Here is a 20,577-nt window from a genome sequence, read left to right as displayed (position 1 = left end):
GGCCGGGGCCGACGAACCGGGATCGTTCGCGGGGGGCTCACGAGCTTTCCCGCGAACGTTCCTCCAGGTACATGCGAAGGTAGGAGCGGGGCTCGACCGCCAGCAGGTCCAGTTTCGCGGCCAGGTCCAGGACGGCCTGCTGCGCCCGCGGGAGATCCTCGCGGCCCTGGGCGACGGCCTCCACCTCGGCGAAGTCGCCGAGCCCCTCGGCGCGGTCGAGGGCGATCTCCAAATCGTGGTCCTCGAACCGGAGTCGGAACGTCGTCCGCCGCTTGCGGACGACCGCCACGCGCCGGAATCCCAGGCGGTCGTACAGTCGGCTCAGCTCCTCGTAACGCTCGGGGCCGCTCGCGAACGGGATCTCGATCTCCTCGCGGGTCTTGGTCGGCCCGGCTTCCCTGGGCCCCTTGAAGGTGACCCGATTGTCGTCGCCGACGCGACGGATGCGGAACGCCTCACGGGTCTCGGCGAAGTCCCGCGACGGGTGGTTCAGGTAGGAGTCCTCCTGGTCGACGCTGCCGATCTCCTCCGCGCCGAGCGACTTCAGCGCCCGGGTCAGCCGATCGTGGTCGACGTCGCGATACTTCAGCTCGACTTCGAAGCTCATGGTGCGGTCTTCCGGTGTTCGGCCTCGACGACCGATCAGGTGGACGCAGCGACGTCGGAGACGCCGTCGTCGAGGGCTCCATTGCGATAGACTACCATGAGGACGCCCGGCGGCGCCGTTTCGACCCGATCGAAGCACGCCGGCTTCCTCGGCGACGCGCCGGCGGGACGTCTCCAACGCCCCAAGGCGTTCCGGTCGTCGTTCGTATGAGATGCTATCCCCGGCCGTCCCGGTGACAACAGCCTTTCCCCGATCGAAAAGGATGGAGTTCGATGCCGATCCACCTCCCGCCGACGACGCGTCGCGGATTCCTGAACGTGCTGGCCGCCGGCGGCGCCGCGCTGGCCTGGCCCGGCGCGCGGTCGGCCGTCGCGGCCGGTCGCGAGGAGGACGCGGCCGATTACGTGGCGCTGCTGGCCGACACCCACATCAAGAGCGACCCGGACATGGTGGTGCGCGAGAAGTTCCACCTGAGCGGCAACCTCCGCGCGGCGGTGGCCGACATCCTCGCGCAGCCCCGACCGCCGGCCGCGGCCCTGGTCCTCGGCGATCTCGCCCTGAAGAACGGCCGCGCGGAAGACTACCGCCAGTTCCTGACGCTCGTCGAGCCGCTGCGCGAGCGCGGAATCCCCGTCCACCTGACGCTGGGGAACCACGACGACCGGCGCAACTTCCTGGAGTCGTTCGCGGCCCTGGGGGCGGCGGTCGGCCCGGTCGAGGACCGCTGCGTCGGCGTCGTGGAGGCCGCCGGCGTGAGGCTGGCGATGCTCGACACGTTGGATCAGGTCGACCAGGTGCCCGGCCTGCTGGGCGATTCCCAGCGCGCCTGGCTGACGAAGACGCTCGACGAGGCGCCCGACGCGCCGACCCTGGTTTTGTTCCATCACCACCTCGACGACGTGCCCGGGGCCCTGACCGACGCCAAGCCCCTCCTGGAGATCCTCCGGCCCCGCAAGCAGGTGAAGGCCCTGGTGTTCGGCCACACGCACACCTGGCGGCGGGCCGAGGACGACGGCCTGCACCTCGTCAACCTGCCGGCCGTCGCCTACCACTTCAACGATCCCCAGCCGCTGGGCTGGTGCCGGTTGGAGCCGCATCGCGACGGCCAGGGGGCCACGCTGGAGCTGCGCTGCGTCGACGGCGACCGCTCGAAGCACGGCGAGCGCATCGAACTGGCCTGGCGCGGGGCCTGACGCGGCCGCCGCGGCGCGGGAGCTGAGCGGGAGTCCCTCCCTGCGCAACCGGAAAATCCCCCTGCGTCGACGCGCAAGACGATTGGCTCCAGGACGCTTCGACGCACGGTCGAGTGCGCGATTGACGGGGGGAGGCGCCTCGCTACAATCGGGATCGTCGTCGCAGCCCGCAGGCCCCTCGGGCGGCGGGCGGCATGGACCCCCAGGGCTTACAACGAGGTGAATCGTGATCATCATCCCCAGAGAAGAGGGCGAAGGCGTCATGATCGGCGACGACATCGTCGTCACGGTCGTGGAGATTCGGGGCGACCGGGTGCGGTTGGCCATCGAATATCCGGAGGACACGCCCATCGAGCGGGGGGAAGTTCGGTCTCGGATTCGGACCTATCGCGACGTCGCCCTGTCGTCGCTCTCGTCGTAAGGACGCAGCCGGGCGGGCGCGTCCGTCAGAACGCCTCGCCGTAGGCCGCCGTGCGGAAGAGCTTGACGGCCTCCTTCACGGGGAGCCCCTTGATCCTCAATCGTCCCTCGCCGCCGTCGCGGTCGGGCGACATGTAGGTCTCGCCCAGGCCGACCTCGACCGCCTGGCGGAGATGCTGGACGCCGTTGGTCTCGAAGCCCAGCAGGAAGGCGCCCACGGAGTCCACGGCCACCGCGTTGCGGCCGGCGATCACCAGGCCCGTCTCCACCGCCTTGCCGCCGATCGGCCCCGTGCCGATCATCGCCGGGTGGCCGGAGACGATCGCCAAGTGGATCGGGAACCGCAACGCCATTCCGACCAGGAACGCCTGCTTGTCCTTGAGGATGTTGTGCGGGTGCCGCTCCTGCTTCACGCGGGGGTAGCCGTAGAATTCCGCGCAAGGGTAGCTCATGGCGATGTTCTTGATCGCCAGCGTCACCGTGGCCGTCCGGTGGACCTTGAGCTGCGCCAGCGAGACCACCCGCTCATATTCCAGGACTCGGGGGTTCACCACGATCTTCCGCTGGGGACCGTAGGCGAGGTCCACCGCCACGAACGGCGGTTGGTTGTGGTCGAAGAATTCCACCCCTTCGGCCGCGATCACCTCGTCGTAGCCCAGGATCTTGAAGACCTCGGGCGTCTGCTTCGCCCCCGATCCGCCGGAGACGACGATCGACTTCGGTCGCAGCGTCTTGACGTACCGGATCGCGGCGCGGAGGGTGTCGGCCTGGGTGCAGGCCGTCTTGTCGTCGGCGTCGGCCGTGGTGTCGTTGGGCTTGATGCAGACGACCTTGTCGCGAAAGTCGTCCAGGTTCAGGTGGCCGAGCGCCTCGGCGATCCCCTCGTCGGGGTCGCCCGGCCGATCCGCGATCGCCACTGTCAGGTCTTCGTCGGGATGCACCATCGGTTCGGTCCTCGTTTCCCTCGGGCCCAGGCGGGCCGTGATCCGGCCGACCTTGATGCAGCCGGCGTGCCGAGGCCCTGGAACCGGCCGAGGCCCATGCGGTGCCGGCTCTCGCCGTTGACCTTCCCCGCCGCGAGGGGGGCGGCTAGAATAGACTTCGGAGCCGCCGACCCAGATGCGTCACCGCAACGGCGCGGTCGCGGGGCGTCGGCAGGACTCCTCCATTCTCACCGAGGCCGAGAATGACCAATCGTGAGCTGGAGCTGCACGCGACCGAGGACCTTCTCGACGAGCTCCTCCGCCGCCGCTCCTTCAAGGGCGTCGTCATCCACTCCCACGACGCCGTCGACAACCACGCCGAGCCGGACGAGACGACGTTCCGCGTCCGATTCAACGGCCATTTCCAGACCGAGGAAGTCGGCCGCCTGCTCGACGTCGTCAGCCGACGTCTCGCCGACGCGGTCTGACCCGACAACCCCGTCGCGGCGGGTCCCTCTCCCTTTGTCCGTCCGTCCGACCGACTCGTCCGGGAGTTCGATCATGGCGACCGAAGAAGAGCGCAAGCGCGCGTACAAGGCGTTCAAGAAGCGGCTCAAGCTCGCCCGCCTCGACGACCATTCGGGCCTCAGCCCCGGCAGCAAGACCTCGCACATCGGCGGCGTCACGCCCCCCGCCGGCCATCCCGCCGGGATCTGGGAGGAGCTTGCCGCCGAGGGGAAGCTCAAGCGCGAGGGGGGCGGGGTCTACTCGCTCGCCAACGAAATCTGAGGCCGGCGACGACCGCGACGCCGGGGGCGCGGCCGGGTCGTTGACCTCGCGCCGCGTCTCGGCCTAGAATCCCGTCATGTCGTCATCACACGCAAGCCCCGATCGCGCCGGAACGTCCGAACCTCCCACCAATCGCCTGGCGGGGGAGACCAGCCCCTACCTGTTGCAGCACGCGCGCAACCCGGTGGAATGGCACCCCTGGGGGCCGGAGGCGCTCGCGTTGGCCCGCTCGGAAGGCCGGCCGATCTTCCTGTCGATCGGCTACTCCGCGTGCCACTGGTGCCACGTCATGGAGCGGGAGAGCTTCGAGAATCCGGACATCGCCCGGATCATGAACGCCCACTTCGTGAACATCAAGGTCGACCGCGAGGAGCGGCCCGACCTCGACCAGATCTACATGAACGCGGTGCAGGCGATGACCGGCCAGGGGGGCTGGCCGATGTCGGTCTTCCTGACCCCGGACCTGGAGCCGTTCTACGGCGGGACCTACTTCCCCCCGACCGACTCGCGTGGCATGGCGGGGTTCCCCCGCGTCCTGCTGAGCGTCCATCGCGCCTGGACCGAGCGCCGCGACGAGATCCGCCAGTCGGCCGCCGAGATGACCGAACACCTGCGGAACGCGGCCGACGTGGGCCGCAAGGGGGGGAGTTCCTCGCCCCCCTCGACGATCCTGCTCGACCGGGCCGCGAAGGCCCTGCTCCGGAGCTTCGACGCCGAGCACGGCGGCTTCGGCCAGGCGCCCAAGTTCCCGCACCCGATGGGGCTCCGCGTCCTGCTCCGCCACTTCGCCCGCACCGGCGACGCCGCGGCGCTCCAGGCCGCGACCTTCACGCTCGACAAGATGGCGCGAGGGGGGATCTACGACCACCTCGGCGGCGGCTTCGCCCGCTATTCGACCGACGAGCGCTGGCTCGTCCCCCACTTCGAGAAGATGCTCTACGACAACGCCCTGCTCGCCTCGGCGTACGTGGAGGCTTTCCAGGCGACCCGCAAGCCCGCGTTCGCCCGCACGGCGCGCGAGACCCTGGGATACGTCCTGGACCGGATGACCGACCCCGACGGGCCGTTCTACTCGACCGAGGACGCCGACAGCGAGGGCGAGGAAGGCAAGTTCTACGTCTGGTCGCTGGCCCAGGTCCTGGAGATCCTCGGCCAGGAAAAAGGCCGGACGTTCGCGCTGGTGTACGACGTCTCGTCCATGGGCAACTGGGATCGGAAGGCCATCATCAACCTGCCGCGCCCCGTCGAGGAGGCCGCCCGGGCGCTCGGCCGGGACCTGGACGAGTTGGAGATCGAGCTGGCCGAGTCGCGGGCCACCCTCCTGGCCGCGCGCGATCGCCGCGTGCCGCCGGCCAAGGATACGAAGGTGCTCGTCTCGTGGAACGGCCTGGCGATCGCGGCGCTGGCGCAGGCGGGCCGGGCCCTGGCCGAGCCCCGCTTCCTGGAGGCCGCCGAGCGCGCCTCGGGTTTCCTGCTCGACCGGCTCCGAACCGCCGACGGCCGGCTGCTGCACACTTACAAGGACGGCGTCGCCAAGCTCGACGCCTATCTCGACGACTACGCGTGCCTGATCGACGGCCTGACGCGGCTTTACGAGGCCACGGGAACCCCGCGCTGGATCACCTCGGCCGTGGAGCTGGCCGGGGTGATGATCGCCGAGTTCCTCGACGAGCAACACGGCGGCTTCTTCTTCACCGGCAAGAATCACGAGACCCTGATCACCCGCCAGAAAGACCTGTTCGACGACGCGACCCCCGCGGGCAACGGCATGGCGGCGACCGCCCTGCTCCGCCTGGCCGCCCTGACCGGCCGCGACGACTTCGACCGGATCGGCCGCCAGGCGCTCCAGGCCGCCGCGCCGGTGATCGAATCGGCGCCCTCGGCCGGGGGCCAGAGCCTGATCGCCCTGGATTTCGCGCTCGCCCCGGTGCGGGAGCTGGCGATCATCGCCGGGCCGGGCCCCGGCCGCCGCGACTTCGACGCCGCGGTCGACGCCGCCTTCGCGCGGTTCCTCCCCCCCGCCGTCGTCGCCCCCAGCCTGGCCGAAGACCGCGACGCCCTCGCCCCCCTCGTCACGCTCCTCCAGGACCGCCCGGCCCTCGACGAGGAGGTCACCCTCTACGACTGCGAGAACCGGACCTGTCGCGCGCCGGTGGTCGGGGCGGCGGCCATCGTCGCCGCGCTGGCGGAGGCGAATTCCGGCTGAGCTTGCCGGTCGGATCGGACGTCGACTACACTTGAATGCAGGAGCGCCGGCCGTTGATGATCGCGGGCCGGTCGGGCGGGGTGGAAGCCGTAATTTGGGAGGCTCGCCGATGTCGAGACGGAGACGGATCTATCTGGCCCTGGCTGTCGCGGCGGTCCTGAGCCCCCTCTGCTGGGTGGCCGGGACGACCCAGGGGGCCAAGCCCAAGGATGAGATGCTGGAGCTTTACGGGCTGTTCGTCGACGCCGTCGAGAAGGTCGAGGCCAACTACGTCCGGCCGGTGAATCGCAAGGAGCTGCTGGAAAGCGCCCTGGAGGGGATGCTCCAGAACCTGGACCAGCATTCGTCCTACATCAACATGGGCGAATGGCAGCAGTTCCGCAAGCAGATCGAGGGCAAGTTCGGCGGCCTGGGCATCCAGGTGGGGATCGACCGCGAGACCGGGCGGCTGCGGGTCATCGCGCCGATGGTCGGCACCCCGGCTTACGAGGCCGGCGTGCTGGCGGGCGACCTGATCCTGGAGATCGACGGCCACTCGACCGAGGGGATGAGCTCGGACAAAGCGGTCGAGACCCTGACCGGCCTCCCCGGCACCGACGTCGAGCTGAACGTCCTGCACGACGGGGCGGAGCAGCCCACGGCCATCAAGCTCACCCGCGCGATCATCGAGGTCCCCAGCGTCCTGGGCGAGCGCCGCGAGAAGAACGGCGACTGGGATTACATGCTCGATCCCGACAAGAAGATCGGCTACATCCGGATCTCCAGCTTCATCCAGTCGACCGGCGACGAAGTCCGCAAGGCGCTGGAGACGCTCAAGGACCAGGGGGTCAAAGGCCTGGTGCTGGACCTCCGCGACAACCCAGGCGGCCTCCTCAGCGCGGCGGTCGAGGTGTCGGACCTGTTCCTGGACAAAGGGGACATCGTCAGCACCAAGGGGCGGAACACCATCCCCAAGTCGTACGTGGCCCAGCACGACAGCCCTTACGAGGAGCTGCCGATGGTCGTCCTGGTGAACCAGAACTCGGCCTCGGCGTCCGAGATCGTCTCGGCCGCGCTCCAGGACCACAAGCGGGCCGTGGTGGTGGGCCACCGCAGCTACGGCAAGGGCTCGGTCCAGAACATCATGGAGCTTGAGGACGGCAACAGCGTGCTCAAGCTGACCGTCGCCAGCTACCACCGGCCCTCCGGCGAGAACATCCATCGCTTCCGAGACGCCAAGACCACCGACAAGTGGGGCGTCTCGCCCGACCCGGACATGGAAGTGAAGCTCACGCCCACCGAATACCGCGACTGGTTCCTCGCCCGCCGCGCCCGCGACCTCCCCGCCCTGGCCAAGCTCAACGCCGCCAAGAAGCCGGTGGAGCCCCAGTCCGACGCGGCGAAGGCCCAGGAGAACCAGGAGAAGGCCCAGAGCAAGGACGTGCCGAAGGAGGAGAAGCCCCCCGTCGACCCGACCAAGCCCGAGCCCCCCAAGGACGCCCCGAATCCGGACGCCGTCCCCCCCTTCGTCGACAAGGTGCTCGACAAGGCCCTGGAAGTCCTGAAGGGCAAGATCGACGCCCCGGCCCCCCCGGCGGCCGAGGAGAAGAAGGCCGCGTGATCCTGCTGGCGATTGAGACGACTTGCGACGAGACCGGGGCGGCGGTCCTGGAAGGGCCGGCCACCCCGGGCTTCGTCGTCCCGCGAATCCTGTCGAGCGTGGTCTCCTCCCAGATCGGGCTGCACCAGCCGTTCGGCGGGGTCGTGCCTGAGATCGCGTCGCGCGCCCACGTCGTCCAGATCGTGCCGATGATCGACGAGGCCCTCAAGCGGGCGGGCGTCGGCCTGAAGGACGTCGGCGCGGTGGCCGTGGCGACCCGCCCCGGCCTGGTCGGCTCGCTGGTCGTCGGCCTGACGGCCGCGAAGGCCCTGGCCCTGGCGCTCGACGTCCCACTCATCGCCGTCGACCACCTGGAAGGGCACCTCTACGCCTGCCAGCTCGCCCATCCCGACCTCGAGGTCTACCCGTGCGTCGGGCTGGTGGTCTCCGGGGGCCACACGAGCCTCTACTCCTGCCGGGGCCCGCTCGATTGCGAGCTGCTGGGGGGGACGATCGACGACGCGGCCGGCGAGGCGTTCGACAAGGTCGCCAGCCTGCTCGGCCTGGGTTATCCCGGCGGGCCGGAGATCGAGCGCGCGGCGAAGGCCGGGAACGCCAGGGCGTTCGCCTTCCCCCGGTCGTTCCTCCGCGACCCCCGGCTGGCGTTCAGCTTCTCGGGGCTCAAGACGGCCGTCCTGTACGCCCTCCGGGGGCCGAACCAGGAGCGCGGGGCCGTCGAGCCGACGCCCGAGATGACGGCCGATCTCGCCGCCAGCTTCCAGGAAGCCGTGGTCGACGTCCTGGTCGCCAAGGCCCGACAGGCCCTGGAACAGACCGGCATGAGGCGGCTGGGCGTCGGGGGCGGCGTGGCCGCGAACGGTCGCTTTCGCGAGAAACTGGGCGCGGCGATGGAGCGGATGGGGGTCGAGACCTTCATTCCCCCCCTCTCGCTCTGCACCGACAACGCGGCGATGGCCGGGGTGGCCCTGCTCAAGCTGGCCGCCGGACAGACCGCCGAGCTCGACGTGGACGTCGCCGCCGGCCTCGTCCGTCCCAAACCGCCGCGACCGTCCTGATCCACCCGGCCCGTCCCGACCGCATCAGGACGGGGGCCGGCGTCCCGGGTCGGCGGTCCCGGGCTTCACGTGCATGCCTTGATAGGCCCGCTGCTGCTGGTCGAGCGTGCGCCGGCGGTCGAGCGCCTGCACCTGGCCGGGGGGGAGTTCCCGGGCCTGGACGTGCGGCCCCTGGCGGAACGAGTTCGGGCCGTGGTGGAGCGAACGCATGGGCGCGGCCTCCGAGGGTGAAGGAAACGAGGAGCAGCCGACTCGGATCGGGAAACGACTTGCTTGCCGCGATTTTCGCCCGACAATGTTGACGCGGCTTGCCCAGATTGGCGGGCCGGTCATGGTGAGGGGCGATTGAGGCGGATCGCTAAGCCTTGACGACCTTCGGACGAATCCACGATGCCAGCCAACGGACGTCATGAACAACCAACTGAAATGGGAACGTATCCAGGGTATCGTCCTGGACGCCGTCGGGACTTTAATCGAGCCGACTCCTTCCGTGGCCGTCGCCTACACCCAGGCCGCCGCCCGGCAAGGGGTCCGTCTCGACGTTGAGGAGGTCCGGGGGCGGTTCAAGGCCGCGTTCCGGAGCGATCTGGTCGAGGGCGAAGCTGGCTTTCTCTCCACCGACGAACAGGTGGAGCGTCGTCGCTGGCGCGAAATCGTGGCCCTGGTGCTTCCCGAAGTCCCCGATCCCGTCCGGGCGTTCGACGAACTCTGGGATCATTTCGGCCGGCCGGAATCCTGGCGGGCCTTTCCCGACGCGGCCCCGGCGGTCGAGGCGATCCGGGAGGCCGGGATGAAGGTCTGCATCGGCTCGAATTTCGACAGCCGGCTGCACAAGGTAGTCGCCGGGCTGCCGGAGTTGGCCGACGCCGTGGAGGTCATCGTGGTGTCGTCGGAAGTCGGCTACCGGAAGCCGCATGCGGCGTTCTTCGAGGCCGTCTGCGGGCGTCTGGGGCTCCCCGCGGATCGGGTCCTCTCGGTGGGGGACGACCTGGAGAACGACATCCAGGGGGCGCATCGGGCGGGGCTCGCGGCGCTCTTCCTGAGCCGCGACGGCGATTCCGGCGGGCTCCCCAGCGTCGCCGAATTAACGGCCGTGGCGGCCCTTCGTGCGGCGGAAGTCTGAAGTTCGGCGGGCTCCCCGGACGATTGACGATTAGGAGCGGCGAGAGGAACCCCGGAGACGGCGGCCCTCTCGCCCCCAGGGCGGGCCCCGACTCGGCTTGCCGGCTTGGCCGAGTTGGATTAGATTCCCGCACGGCCAGGAAGGCCGACGACGGATCGGATCGCGGGTCCCAGGGAAATGGATTTCCAGAGACCGGACTGGACGGAAGCTCGACCTCCTGATTCGTCGCCAAGGGTCCTGGTCTGCTCCTTTCAGGGAAGAAAGGAATCGCCAGTGGTCGCAACGGTCGAACAACTCGCGGCCTTGGTCTGCGGACGCCTCGTGGGCGACGGCAACGTCCCCATCCGCTCGGCGAGGACCGTGGACGAGGCGGGCCCCGGCGATATCACGTTCATCGAGAACGAGCGCTACGCCAAGCTGCTGCGCACGTCGCCGGCCTCGGCCGCGATCGTCGGCCCCCATTTCCGGGCCAAGCGGCCTCCGGTGAAGGAACACCTGGCCGTGATCGAAGTCGACGACCCCATCGCCGCGTTCATCGCGGTCCGCACCCACCTCCGCGGCGAGAGCAAGGCCCGCTGGGTCGGCGTCCATCCCCAGGCGTGGGTGGCCCCCACGGCCGAGGTCGGCCCCGAGGTCGCCATCTACCCGTTCGCCTACATCGGCGACCAGGCGGTGGTCGGCGAGGGCTCGACGATCCACCCCGGGGCCGTGATCGGCGACCGGGCGCGGATCGGCCGCGACTGCGTCATCCACCCCAACGTCGTGCTCTATCCCGACGTCGTGCTGGAAGACCGGGTCGAGGTCCACTCCGGGACCGTCCTCGGGGCCGACGGCTTCGGCTATCGCCAGGTCGACGGCCGGCACGTGAAGGTCCCGCACACCGGCCGGCTCGAGGTCGCCTCCGACGTCGAGATCGGCGCCAACTGCACGATCGACCGGGCGACCTTCGAGGCCACCCGGATCGGCGAGGGGACCAAGATCGACAACCTGGTCATGATCGGCCACAACAACCAGATCGGCCGCCACAACCTGCTCTGCGCCCAGGTCGGCATCGCCGGGAGCTGCAAGACCGGCGACTACGTCGTCATGGCCGGGCAGGCCGGGATCAAGGACAAGACGACCATCGGCGACGGCGTGGTGGTCGGCGCCCAGTCGGGCGTCCACCGCAACATCCCCAGCGGCCAGCAGGTCCTCGGCTCCCCGGCCATCCCCGTCCGCGAGCAACGCCGGCTGTTCCAGATGATCGCCCGGCTTCCGGACATGCACAAGCAGCTCCGCGAGCTGACCGCCCAGATCGAGGCCGTCTCGGCGCTCCTGCCGATGAAGCCGCACCACGACGGGACCGTCGGCGGCTTCGGCGACGTCGACGAGGCGGCCGAAGGCGACCCGACCGGCTTCTGACGCCGCTTCCTCCCCGGGGACCCCGGACGAATCCGAATCAGGGAGACAGGACGTGCCGTTGCTCCAGGAAACGACCCGTCGCGGCCTGGGATTGGGCCTCGGCCGCATCCGCCGGACCCCGAGCCGCAAGCCCACCGAGGCCCCGGTGATCGGGCTCCTGGCCGGCAGCGGCCGGTTCCCGATCCTCTTCGCCGAGGCCGCCCGCCGCCAGGGCTTCGCCGTCGCCTGCGTGGGCATCCAGTACGAGGCCTCCGACGAGCTGCGCGACCTCTGCGACACCTTCGACGTCGTCGGCGTCGCCAAGATGGGCCGGATGATCCGCACCTTCCGCCGCCGCGGAGCCCGCGAGATCGTCATGGCGGGCAAGGTCACCAAGAACGTGATCTACACCCCCATGCGCTGGCTCCACCTCTGCCCGGACCTGCGGACCGTCCAGTGGTGGCACCGCCGCAACCGGGCCGACAACCGCGACGACTCCCTGCTCCTCTCCGTCATCGCCGAATTCGAAAGGGATGATATGACCTTCGCCTCGGCCCTCGACTACGCCCCCGAACTGCTCGTCAAGGAAGGGCTGCTGACCCGCCGCGTCCCCTCCCCCGCCGAACGCGAGGACATCCAGTTCGGCTGGGTGATGGCCAAGGAGATGGGCCGCCTGGACGTCGGCCAGTCGGTCGCGGTCAAGGAGAAGGCGACCCTGGCCATCGAGGCCATCGAGGGGACCGACCGCTGCATCGAGCGCGCCGGACAGCTCTGCCGGGCCGGCGGCTGGACCCTGGTGAAGGTCGCCAAGCCCCAGCAGGACATGCGGTTCGACGTCCCCACCGTCGGCCTAGTCACCATTGAGAACCTCCGCAAGGCCGGTGCCCGCGTCCTGGCGATCGAGGCCGATCGCACCATCGTCGTCGACCAGCCCGACGTCGTGGCCCTCGCCGATCGCTACGGCATCGCCATCATCGCCGTCCGCGACGGCTTCACCGCCTGACCCCCGAATTGGCATCGCTCGGCCCCCCTCGCGAACGAACCCATCGGCCGCAAGTGGCTTTTCGATCGAGCTTTACAGCTCAAATTCGGAGCCGCGGATTGGGTTCGTTCGGCCGTTTTTCATATCTTCCTTTCCCCTCCCGAGCCCTTCCGCCTAACCGCTGGCCCCTACCAGGACGGTGGCGCACAGACGCGAATCGTGAAGCGGCGTCCGGGATCTGCAACGTCCCCGACCCCGTTCGCGTCCCCTGATCCGCCTCCGCGAGCCTGCCTTTCCCCCCTCGCGGGGACAAGGCCTGGCGTCGGCACCCTTCCAAAAGTCACCTGGATTCTTAGGTGAAGCTCTTGACCGACCCGTCGTCGGCACGTATCGTTCACCTAACTTAATAAGTCAGGTGCCGGGAGGTGTTCGATGTCGGAGACGGACCCGAGTCCGAGGGAGTTGGATGTGCTGAAGGCGCTCTGGGAGCTGGGCTCCGGGAGCGTTCGGGAGGTGCATCAGAGGATGTGTCCCGACGGCGAGCTGGCGTTCAACACGATCCAGACGCTCTTGCGGATCATGGAGACGAAGGGGCTGGTGCGGCATCGGGCCGACGGGCGGACGTTCGTCTATGAGCCGACGTACTCGCGCGATCGGGTGACCTCGCGGTTGCTGCACCGGACGTTCGACGGGGCGCTGGATCAGGTCGTCCTCAGCCTGTTGCAGGTGAAGGATGCGAGCGAGTCGGAGCTTCGCGAGTTGGAGCGGCTGATCGCGGCGGCGAGGAAGCGCAAGGCGGCGGAAGGGGAACCCGGATCGAAGGGGGGTTGAGATGGATGGAGAGATCCTCGACCTGAGCCGGTTGGCGAACGCGGCGGCCGGCGGGCTGGTCGTCCTGGCCCTGGGGAGCCTGGCGGCCCGGCTCTGCGCCCAGCCGGTGCGTCGCGCCCGGCTCGTGGTCCTGACGATTCTCGGCGCGGCGTTCCTCCCCCTCCTGGCCGCCCTGCCGATCGTCCCCCGATGGTCCATCGGGCTCCTGCCGTCGCGGGCCGCTTCCGAGCCGGGCGGGCGCGAGGACGACGCCCCGGCCGTGGCGAACCGATTCGGCGCGACGGTCGCGGGGGCGCCGGAGCCAGCCCTGGGCGACTTCGGGCGCGCGAAGCCCGCGACGGCGACGTTCGCGGCGCCCCATGTCGCTCCAGGGTCGGCTTCGGCGGGTCCGTCGGTTGCGCGCCGGGGCTTCGTCCCCCCGTTCGCGACGATCGCGGCGGGGGTTTACGGCGCCGTGGCGTTCGGGCTGGGGGCCTGGTGGTTGGTCGGTCAGGTCGCTCTCTGGCGGATCGCGCGGCGAGCGCGTCCGGCGTCGCTCGCGGTTCGCAAGGCGTTCCTCGAATGCGCGGGGCCGGAAGGGGATCGGGTCCGGCTCCTGATGAGCGATCGCATCGCCCTCCCCTTCACCTACACCTGGCTCCGGCCGGTGATCCTGCTCCCCGACTCGCTGTGCGACGACGCGGAGGGCCGGGCCTTGCGGTACGCCCTCGCGCACGAGTGGTCCCACGTCGCGAGGCGCGACGCCTGGAGCTGGAACCTCGCCTGCCTGGCGGGCCTGGTCCTGTTCTATCAACCCCTGTTCTGGTGGCTGAGGCGCCAGCTTCGGCTCTGCCAGGACTACCTCGCCGACGCCCGCGCCGCGTCGGCGGGGACGGCCGAAGACTACGCCGCGTTCCTCGTCCATCTCGCGCGGACCCACGGGGCCGAGCCCTCGCGGCCCGCCCAGGGGATCGGCGACCGTCGATCGAACCTGTATCGGAGAGTCGTCATGCTCGTGCAAGACCGCGAACCGCTGGAGCCGCGCTGTCGGGCGGGCTGGAGCCTGGCCGCCGCCGCCGTCGCCGCCGCCGTCGTCCTCGCCGCGTCGGGCTTCCGCCTCGACGCCGCCGCCCCCGCCCCCGAGGAGCCGAAGGCCGCGCAGGACGCCGCGAAGCCGCCCGAAGCTCCCAAACCGGCCGGCGAGACGCTGAGCTACAAGGGGATCGTCAAGGACAAGGACGACGGCAAGCCGATCGCCGGCGCCACGGTCGTCGTCCGGCGCTCGATCTATCGGGACGGCGAGAACCGGGTCGTGCAGGAGACCCGCCACACCACCGCCGCCGACGGGACGTACGCCTTCACGATCCCCCCGGAGCAGTCGGCCGAGCGCCTGCTCTACATCGAACTGGACGTCGAACATCCCGACTACGCCACCAGGGCCGGGTTCGGCTACTCCCTGTCCATGATCCGGAAGAACGAGAGGCTCGGCGAACGCCCCTTCTTCGAGTCCGTCGAGCTTCGCCCGGCGAAGCCGATCACCGGGAAGGTCGAGACGCCCGAGGGGGCGCCCGCGGAGGGGGTCGAGGTGCTGGCCTACTCGCGAACCGACAAGGTCGGCCGCGATCAGTTCGAGTACGGCTCGTTCGCCCGGACGAAGACGGCCGCCGACGGGACGTTCCACCTGCCGATCACCACCCCCGGCGACGGCGTCTTCTGGATTCTGCCGAAAGCCTTCGCCCCGGAGATGCACGTGCTCGCCGAGGGAAAGCGCGGGGACCTCGGGGCCTTTCGTCTGAAGGCGGGCGCCACGCTATCCGGCCAGGCCCTCGACGAGCAGGGCAAGCCGCTGCCGGGACTTCTCCTCGAGGCTCGGAGAGAGCGAGGAAGCGTGGCGGATTCGGACCTCCTGAACCGATTGATGGTCTCCGATGCGATCCAGAGGACGACCGAGACCGACGCCGAGGGGCGGTTCGCGTTCGACCCCCTCCCCCCGGGCTCGTACACCCTCGCGACCACGGACGTCGACACGCGGGGAGGCCGTTCGGAAAGCTGGGTCCGACGCGAGCCCCCCGGGGTCTTCGACCGGAAGAAGGTCACGATCGAGGACGGGAAGGCCCCGGCCCCGCTGGAACTGCGAGCGGTGCCCCACGTCACGGTCGAGGGCCGTTGGATCGACTCCGAGGGGCGGCCCAAGTCGGGCTGGGGGAGCTTCCTCTTCGGGCGTCACGGCGACGGGTCGTGGCACGTCCAGACCAACCCGGACGCCGAGGGCCGCTTCGCCGTCAAGGCCCCCCGGGGCTTGAAAGAGGCGCAGCTCGATATCTCCACGAACGAGCACGCCTCGGTGCGACATCGGGTGGGGAAGGACGCGCCGCTGGCCGAGGGCCGATCCCTGCAGCTCGGCACGCTCGACCACGACGTCAAGGACGTGGAGATCGTCCGCTACGTCGCGCCGGTCATCGTGATCAACGCCACGACGAAGGACGGCCGGCAGGTCGAGGGTTTCCAGGCCGAGGTGGAGTACACCGGCGACGGGCCGCAGGGTGAGCGGAAGGTGGGCCTGTCGGGGGGCCGGCGCAAGACGGAAGCGATCCAGGACGAGCAGAACGACGGCCGCTATCGCACGTCGCAGATGCTGCCCGATCGCGAGGTCGTCGTCACCGCGAAGGCCGAGGGCTTCGCGCCGGCTACCCGGACGCTCAAGCTCCCCGAAGGGCGGATCGAGGAGGTGACGCTCGTCCTGGAGCCGAAGTGACGCGGACCGGCGCGAGGAAGCCGACCCGTCGCCATCGAGGCTCCTTCGGGGTATCTTCGAGGGGGACGGGTCGGTCGGTCACGCTGAGGGGTCGTCGTCGCGAGGTGTCGGCATGGGTCTGCGATGGGGTTTGCTGGGCTGTGCGCGGATCTGCCGGCGGGGGCTGATCCCGGGAATCCGGGCGTCGGAGCTGGGGACGCTGGCCGCGCTGGCGAGTCGGGACGGAGATCAGGCGAAAGCCTGGGCGGCCGAGTTCGCCATCCCCAGGGCGTACGGGTCGTATGAGGAGCTGATCGCCGATCCCGAGATCGACGCGGTCTACATCCCCCTGCCCAACGAGCTGCACAAGCCCTGGACGCTCAAGGCGGCCGACGCCGGCAAGCACGTCCTCTGCGAGAAGCCCCTGGCGCTCGACGCGGGCGAAGCGCGGGAGATGGCCGAGCACTGCCGGGCTCGCGGCGTCCTGCTGATGGAAGCCTTCATGTGGCGGCATCAGCCCCGGACTCACGCGATCCGCAAGCTCGTGGACGACGGGACGATCGGCGACCTGCGGCTGGTCCGCTGCTCGTTCTCGTTCCCGATCGACCCGAACGATTGGCGGCTCGACCCCGAACGTGGCGGCGGGCCGATCTGGGACATCGGCACCTACGGCGTGAACATGGCGCGGCTGTTCGCGAAGGAGGAGCCGACGCGGATCCAGGCGGTCGGCCGACTGGCCGCGAGCGGGGTGGAAATGAGCGTCGCGGCCGTGTTGCAATTCCCGAACGACGTGCTGGCGGCCGTCGATTGCAGCTTCGAACAGCCGTTCCGCTGCGTGTACGAGCTGGTGGGGACGCGGGGCGTCATCGAGGTCCCCGACGCCTTCCTCCCCCCCGCCTCCGGCCCGACGGCCATCCTGCGGAAGACCGCCGCCCCCTCCGACGTCGGCGCGGCGGGCGACCGCATCGAGACGCTCACGTTCCCGGCCGTCGACCAGTACGCGGCGATGGTCGACTCGTTCGACCGCTCGGTCGCCGCCGGAACGCTCGAAGACCCGGCGCAGGACGGCCAGGCCCAGATGCGGGTGCTCGACGAGATCTGCCGCGCCGTGCAGACGGGCTGAGGTAGGATCGCCTCAGCGGAACATCTGGCCGCGGCCGACGGCCTCGAAGGCGTTGCGATAATGCTCGATGATCGGCTCGCCGTCGTCGTCGGGCCAGAGGACGGAGACGACGTCGAACCGGCAGCGATGTTCGAGGAGCTTGTAACGCTTGAGGAAATGGAGCGCGGCCAGGGTCAGCCGACGTTGCTTCTCCAGCGTCACGGCCTCGGCGGGGACGCCGCGGCGTCGAGCCTTGACCTCGACGAAGACGAGCACGTCCCCCTCGCGCGCGACGAGGTCGATCTCGCCGTGCGCGGTGCGATAACCTCGACGGAGTACGCGGAGGCCCTCGCGCTTCAGGCGACGGGCCGCCGCGCGCTCGCCGCGATCGCCGAGGACCCGGCTCAGCAAGGCGCGCAGGATCGGGTTCATCCCATCACTTTACGCCCAGGCTGCGCTCGATATCACGTCCTTCGGAGCTGAGCGCGCCGCTTTTGCGGCTGTTCTTGAAGAAGGGGGTCGGATTCTTGGCGTCGGAGTCGATCGCCGGAACCTTGGCCCCGGAATAATCGACGGCCTCGGGCGCGTCGACCGACAGAGCTTCCACGGGCTCGGCGTGCTTGCGGGCCGAGGGTCGCAGGGTGTCGCAGCCCGTGGTCAAGGCCGCCCAGGCCGTCAAGATGCACACCGGGCCGATGATGCGTCGCCGCATGGCCTCCCTCTCCTTAAAATGGCTTGGAACGCTTCGAGGGCCGTGTTCGGCAGTGCGCCGATTGGCCTCGTTTTTGCAATAGGAAAAAATTCGTGACGTGAATGCCCGCGAAAGGCGGTGCACTATGTCAGAAGCCCAAAACCTCGTCCAGATCGGCCGGGGAGGATTCTGAGATGGGCCCGCCGCCGACCAGCGGCCCCCCTTTCCCAATTTTCATCGATGTTCTACAGTTGCCTGCGAGGTCGGGGTCGCCCCTGCGCGAACTCCCCGTCTCGCGGTCTTCTCATCGTCTTGACACGGATTACAGTGGCGAAAACGATGATTATGGATGAAATCAGCCGACGTCGGTCCGGGGAATTTCGAGAGGGGCGGCGTGTCCTGCTCGCCGACGGGGGCACCTGGGCCTTCCCCACGGCCGGCCAAGCCTGGGGCCTGGACTCGCCCGAGTATCAATCGTTGGTCCGCGCGGTCGTCGAGGCCGACGAGGAATTCGACCGACGCCTCGCCGAACTGGCCATGGCGATCTTCCTGCTCGGCTCGAATTATGAGCTGAGCCCCGAGGATTTTCAGCGACTGCTGACATTCGAACCGGGCTCGCCGGAGCAATCCGCGTGGGGCCTCGCGCTGCGAGGGGTCATCGCCGAGCACGTCCGGGAAGCCTGGTTCCTGGACGCGCAGGAGGTCGCGGCCGAGCCTGACGGCCAGAACCCCCGGCGCGGGCATTTCGGCGTCGTCCCCCGATGGCTGGACCGCTGGCGATCCCTCGCCTTCAGTCGACGCTGACCCCGATCGCACGTCCGCCCGGCTCTCGTCCGGTTTCGACTAGGATTGGATCCGCTCGAGGATGCGCCGCCAGCAGCCCTGGCGCTCGCGCTGGAGGCGAGAGATCCGGTGGGTGAGCGCGGTGTGCAGCTGCGTCGGATCGCCGTGTTGCGGGCGTTCCTCGCCGGGACGGTCGTCCGACTTGGTTTCGACCTCGGTCCTGGGCCTGGCCTTGGTCCTGGCCGCGACCGGCGGCGATTCGGCCGCGACGGTCTTGGCGGCTCGTCGCGGGGCCGGGGTTTCGTCCGGCTCCTCGCGTTTCCGATCGAGCCGGGTCTTCAGCGTCTCCAGCTCGGCGCTGAGGGCTTCGAGCCTGGCCAGCTCGTCCCGGACCGAGGCGGCCTGTTCCTGGTGCATCGCGAAGAAGGTGCGAGCCATCAGCATCATGTCGTCCTGGAACGACTCCATCATCTCCATCTGCCGGCGCCACACGTCCAGGGAGGCTTCCTCCCCGGTCTGGGGCGGGAGAACCTCCGGGACGTTCGCCATTGAACCCGATTCCCCCCCCGTCGCGGCGGGGAGGTGGCTCTCGCGGACCCTCAACTCCCGCCCGGAGCGGGATCGTCGCGAGGCCGAGATCGACCTCCGCGCGGGCCCCGCCAGGGCCGCGTCGAAGGCGCCCGATTCGAGCGGGACCTGGCTGCGCACGATCTCCGAGGGGGGCTTCAGGTAGCGAAAGCCGAAGGTGAGGCGGCCGATCCGGATCGTGTCGCCCTCGTCGAGCCACGACCATCGGACCCGGGCGCCGGAGACGATCACCCCTTCCCTCGACTCCAGATCCACGACCCAGACGCCCAGCCGCGTCCGGATGAAGGCCGCGTGGTGCCGCGAGACGCTCTCGTCGGTGAGCACGAGCCCGCAGTCGCCGGAACGCCCGACGATCACGAGGTCTTCCTCGATCCGCCAGAACGCTTCCTTCCCCTTCACCCGAATCGGAAGCACGAGCGCCGCCGACGGCGGCGGCCCCGAGACCACCGGAGGCGTCGCGGACCCCGGATCATCGACGCCCCAACTCAGGCGGTAAGGACCGATCTTGATCCCCAGCCCCGGCGCCAATCCCTCCGCCTCCGCCGCGCGGGCGCCTTCCCAGACGACGCCCGCCCGACTCGCCAGGTCGAACACCCGCGGCCGACCGTCGACCAGTTGAAGGAAGGCGTGACGGCGGCTGACCGCGTCGTCGGTGAGCCGAAGGCCCGTGTTCACCTCCCGGCCGATCAGGACGTACGGCAACGCGAGCCGCAACCGCGCCTCCATCTCCTCCTCTCGCCCGGCCTCCTGGCATCGCAGGACCCAGGGGGACGCCATGCCGCAGGCCCCGCGGAACAGATCGATCGGAGATTCCTTCATGGAAACCCTGGATCCCCGGGAATGAAGGAGGTGGGATCGGCCACTCGCCGGTTCAAGGCGGCACCACGCATCAAGACGATTCTACCCTCTTGAGTACGTTCGCTGCGCGGAATTCGTGGAGGACCTTCCTGTTCCTCGCGAAACCGAGGTGGCTCCGCCGCCAGATTAAAAAGTTTGATTGTTCCCGGCTTCGGAACACGACGACAGTGGGCTCGCGTTTCAAAAAATCGACAGAAATCTTCGCCTATTTTGGAATCATTTTGATGCCTAAAGGCGCATGGGGCAAGCCTGGGCGAGCGCGGGCAAGGCGGCGGCAGGCGGTTAAAGCCGACCGGGTCGCCTTCGGCGACGAGCGGCCGGAAAGGCCGGAATGCGGATGTAAAGTGCTTTGTGTCCATGGTTTCAGGCCGTTGCTCGCGGGTCTTGGATCGACGTCCAGGGAGGATGTAGGAACAAAAAGGCGATGAAATCGCGGTTTTCGGCGACCGCAATTAAAGCTGGATTGATCGCGAAGTGGGTCGGTGTGGTTGGGTTTCGGGTTTTCTCGCTGGCATAATGAGGTCGAGATTGGTTACTCTAGGGCGTAAAAGGATGAATTGATTGATTGGTCCCCTGCTCGATGCCTCGTAAGGACGGTGATCGAGGCACGTATCGATCAGTTCCCGGCGAATATTCGATTTCGGGGCACCGCCTCGTCGACCGGCGAGGGCCGAGGCCGGCGGGCTCGAACCGGAAGCTAGGATTGAGGGCGGGGTCATGAGTCGTCGAAATC

General features: G+C 69.2%; 20 protein-coding genes. 14 read left to right on the top strand and 6 right to left on the bottom strand.

Annotation, left to right across the window (positions count from 1 at the left end):
- Positions 1 to 37 precede the first annotated feature (37 nt).
- Positions 38 to 607 (bottom strand): class IV adenylate cyclase, encoded by a 570-nt coding sequence (gene cyaB, locus VT85_RS08700; RefSeq protein WP_068413421.1) that lies wholly within the window; start codon positions 605 to 607, stop codon positions 38 to 40.
- A 272-nt stretch (positions 608 to 879) separates the two neighbouring features.
- Here cyaB and VT85_RS08695 point away from each other — a divergent pair, with 272 nt between their 5' ends.
- Together VT85_RS08695 and VT85_RS08690 are read left to right on the top strand one after the other, a co-directional pair.
- The gene (locus tag VT85_RS08695; RefSeq protein ID WP_068413418.1) at positions 880 to 1,800 is read left to right on the top strand and encodes a metallophosphoesterase family protein; all 921 of its coding nucleotides are present in this window, start codon (positions 880 to 882) and stop codon (positions 1,798 to 1,800) included.
- 226 nt (positions 1,801 to 2,026) lie between these two features.
- On the top strand, positions 2,027 to 2,221 hold the full coding sequence (locus tag VT85_RS08690) for a carbon storage regulator (protein WP_068413415.1): 195 nt from the start codon (positions 2,027 to 2,029) through the stop codon (positions 2,219 to 2,221).
- Positions 2,222 to 2,246: 25 nt separating this feature from the next.
- Here VT85_RS08690 and VT85_RS08685 read toward each other — a convergent pair whose 3' ends face one another.
- Positions 2,247 to 3,164 carry a DUF362 domain-containing protein gene (locus VT85_RS08685; protein WP_068413412.1) on the bottom strand — a complete coding sequence of 306 codons (918 nt, stop codon included), beginning with the start codon at positions 3,162 to 3,164 and terminating at the stop codon, positions 2,247 to 2,249.
- A 242-nt stretch (positions 3,165 to 3,406) separates the two neighbouring features.
- Between VT85_RS08685 and VT85_RS08680 the strand changes: the two genes are divergently transcribed.
- The 5 genes from VT85_RS08680 (at position 3,407) to tsaD (ending at position 8,793) form a co-directional block, all read left to right on the top strand.
- The gene (locus tag VT85_RS08680) at positions 3,407 to 3,631 is read left to right on the top strand and encodes a hypothetical protein (protein WP_068413410.1); all 225 of its coding nucleotides are present in this window, start codon (positions 3,407 to 3,409) and stop codon (positions 3,629 to 3,631) included.
- A 73-nt stretch (positions 3,632 to 3,704) separates the two neighbouring features.
- A complete protein-coding gene (locus VT85_RS08675) occupies positions 3,705 to 3,932 on the top strand; it encodes a hypothetical protein (RefSeq protein ID WP_068413407.1) in 228 nt (75 codons plus the stop codon).
- 76 nt (positions 3,933 to 4,008) lie between these two features.
- A complete protein-coding gene (locus VT85_RS08670) occupies positions 4,009 to 6,138 on the top strand; it encodes a thioredoxin domain-containing protein (protein WP_068413404.1) in 2,130 nt (709 codons plus the stop codon).
- Positions 6,139 to 6,247: 109 nt separating this feature from the next.
- Positions 6,248 to 7,738 (top strand): S41 family peptidase, encoded by a 1,491-nt coding sequence (locus tag VT85_RS08665; RefSeq protein ID WP_068413401.1) that lies wholly within the window; start codon positions 6,248 to 6,250, stop codon positions 7,736 to 7,738.
- The gene (gene tsaD / locus VT85_RS08660) at positions 7,735 to 8,793 is read left to right on the top strand and encodes a tRNA (adenosine(37)-N6)-threonylcarbamoyltransferase complex transferase subunit TsaD (RefSeq protein ID WP_068413398.1); all 1,059 of its coding nucleotides are present in this window, start codon (positions 7,735 to 7,737) and stop codon (positions 8,791 to 8,793) included. The genes VT85_RS08665 and tsaD overlap by 4 nt, the downstream gene beginning before the upstream one ends.
- A gap of 24 nt (positions 8,794 to 8,817) precedes the next feature.
- On the opposite strand, the gene VT85_RS08655 is transcribed toward tsaD, so the two are convergent.
- Positions 8,818 to 9,003: a hypothetical protein gene (locus VT85_RS08655; protein WP_068413396.1), complete on the bottom strand. Its 186-nt coding sequence runs from the start codon at positions 9,001 to 9,003 to the stop codon at positions 8,818 to 8,820.
- 199 nt (positions 9,004 to 9,202) lie between these two features.
- Here VT85_RS08655 and VT85_RS08650 point away from each other — a divergent pair, with 199 nt between their 5' ends.
- From VT85_RS08650 to VT85_RS08625, 6 genes are all read left to right on the top strand, one after another.
- Complete coding sequence (locus VT85_RS08650; RefSeq protein WP_068413393.1) at positions 9,203 to 9,916, top strand: HAD-IA family hydrolase; 714 nt, start codon at positions 9,203 to 9,205, stop codon at positions 9,914 to 9,916.
- Between the two features lie 273 nt (positions 9,917 to 10,189).
- Entirely contained in the window at positions 10,190 to 11,317 is a 1,128-nt protein-coding gene (gene lpxD, locus VT85_RS08645; protein ID WP_082858458.1) for a UDP-3-O-(3-hydroxymyristoyl)glucosamine N-acyltransferase, read from the top strand.
- Between the two features lie 52 nt (positions 11,318 to 11,369).
- Entirely contained in the window at positions 11,370 to 12,299 is a 930-nt protein-coding gene (locus VT85_RS08640; protein ID WP_231871480.1) for an LpxI family protein, read from the top strand.
- 411 nt (positions 12,300 to 12,710) lie between these two features.
- Entirely contained in the window at positions 12,711 to 13,109 is a 399-nt protein-coding gene (locus VT85_RS08635; RefSeq protein WP_068413389.1) for a BlaI/MecI/CopY family transcriptional regulator, read from the top strand.
- A gap of 1 nt (position 13,110) precedes the next feature.
- On the top strand, positions 13,111 to 15,843 hold the full coding sequence (locus VT85_RS08630; protein ID WP_068413386.1) for a M56 family metallopeptidase: 2,733 nt from the start codon (positions 13,111 to 13,113) through the stop codon (positions 15,841 to 15,843).
- Positions 15,844 to 15,955: 112 nt separating this feature from the next.
- Entirely contained in the window at positions 15,956 to 16,945 is a 990-nt protein-coding gene (locus VT85_RS08625; RefSeq protein ID WP_068413383.1) for a Gfo/Idh/MocA family protein, read from the top strand.
- 12 nt (positions 16,946 to 16,957) lie between these two features.
- Here VT85_RS08625 and VT85_RS08620 read toward each other — a convergent pair whose 3' ends face one another.
- Positions 16,958 to 17,356, bottom strand: a complete 399-nt coding sequence (locus VT85_RS08620) for a YraN family protein (protein WP_068413379.1) — start codon at positions 17,354 to 17,356, stop codon at positions 16,958 to 16,960.
- A gap of 4 nt (positions 17,357 to 17,360) precedes the next feature.
- A complete protein-coding gene (locus tag VT85_RS08615) occupies positions 17,361 to 17,636 on the bottom strand; it encodes a hypothetical protein (protein WP_068413376.1) in 276 nt (91 codons plus the stop codon).
- A 318-nt stretch (positions 17,637 to 17,954) separates the two neighbouring features.
- On the opposite strand from VT85_RS08615, the gene VT85_RS08610 reads away from it, so the two are divergent.
- Positions 17,955 to 18,419 (top strand): hypothetical protein, encoded by a 465-nt coding sequence (locus tag VT85_RS08610; protein ID WP_156512758.1) that lies wholly within the window; start codon positions 17,955 to 17,957, stop codon positions 18,417 to 18,419.
- A 39-nt stretch (positions 18,420 to 18,458) separates the two neighbouring features.
- Here VT85_RS08610 and VT85_RS08605 read toward each other — a convergent pair whose 3' ends face one another.
- Positions 18,459 to 19,805 carry an FHA domain-containing protein gene (locus VT85_RS08605; protein ID WP_068413370.1) on the bottom strand — a complete coding sequence of 449 codons (1,347 nt, stop codon included), beginning with the start codon at positions 19,803 to 19,805 and terminating at the stop codon, positions 18,459 to 18,461.
- Between the last annotated feature and the right edge of the window lie 772 nt (positions 19,806 to 20,577).

The organism is Planctomyces sp. SH-PL62, assembly GCF_001610895.1.
In the GTDB taxonomy this organism is placed as follows: domain Bacteria; phylum Planctomycetota; class Planctomycetia; order Isosphaerales; family Isosphaeraceae; genus Paludisphaera.
The sequence above is the reverse complement of the archived record's forward strand: the minus strand, read 5'-3'. Positions and strand labels throughout refer to the sequence as shown.

Coding starts and splice junctions, on each gene's coding strand:
- VT85_RS08650 (WP_068413393.1), top strand. CDS start 9,203: ATGAACAACCAACTGAAATGGGAACGTATCCAGGGTATCGTCCTGGAC.
- VT85_RS08625 (WP_068413383.1), top strand. CDS start 15,956: ATGGGTCTGCGATGGGGTTTGCTGGGCTGTGCGCGGATCTGCCGGCGG.
- VT85_RS08630 (WP_068413386.1), top strand. CDS start 13,111: ATGGATGGAGAGATCCTCGACCTGAGCCGGTTGGCGAACGCGGCGGCC.
- VT85_RS08655 (WP_068413396.1), bottom strand. CDS start 9,003: ATGCGTTCGCTCCACCACGGCCCGAACTCGTTCCGCCAGGGGCCGCAC.
- VT85_RS08685 (WP_068413412.1), bottom strand. CDS start 3,164: ATGGTGCATCCCGACGAAGACCTGACAGTGGCGATCGCGGATCGGCCG.
- cyaB (WP_068413421.1), bottom strand. CDS start 607: ATGAGCTTCGAAGTCGAGCTGAAGTATCGCGACGTCGACCACGATCGG.
- VT85_RS08680 (WP_068413410.1), top strand. CDS start 3,407: ATGACCAATCGTGAGCTGGAGCTGCACGCGACCGAGGACCTTCTCGAC.
- VT85_RS08605 (WP_068413370.1), bottom strand. CDS start 19,805: ATGAAGGAATCTCCGATCGATCTGTTCCGCGGGGCCTGCGGCATGGCG.
- VT85_RS08675 (WP_068413407.1), top strand. CDS start 3,705: ATGGCGACCGAAGAAGAGCGCAAGCGCGCGTACAAGGCGTTCAAGAAG.
- VT85_RS08620 (WP_068413379.1), bottom strand. CDS start 17,356: ATGAACCCGATCCTGCGCGCCTTGCTGAGCCGGGTCCTCGGCGATCGC.
- VT85_RS08695 (WP_068413418.1), top strand. CDS start 880: ATGCCGATCCACCTCCCGCCGACGACGCGTCGCGGATTCCTGAACGTG.
- VT85_RS08610 (WP_156512758.1), top strand. CDS start 17,955: ATGATTATGGATGAAATCAGCCGACGTCGGTCCGGGGAATTTCGAGAG.
- VT85_RS08670 (WP_068413404.1), top strand. CDS start 4,009: ATGTCGTCATCACACGCAAGCCCCGATCGCGCCGGAACGTCCGAACCT.
- VT85_RS08615 (WP_068413376.1), bottom strand. CDS start 17,636: ATGCGGCGACGCATCATCGGCCCGGTGTGCATCTTGACGGCCTGGGCG.
- VT85_RS08665 (WP_068413401.1), top strand. CDS start 6,248: ATGTCGAGACGGAGACGGATCTATCTGGCCCTGGCTGTCGCGGCGGTC.
- VT85_RS08635 (WP_068413389.1), top strand. CDS start 12,711: ATGTCGGAGACGGACCCGAGTCCGAGGGAGTTGGATGTGCTGAAGGCG.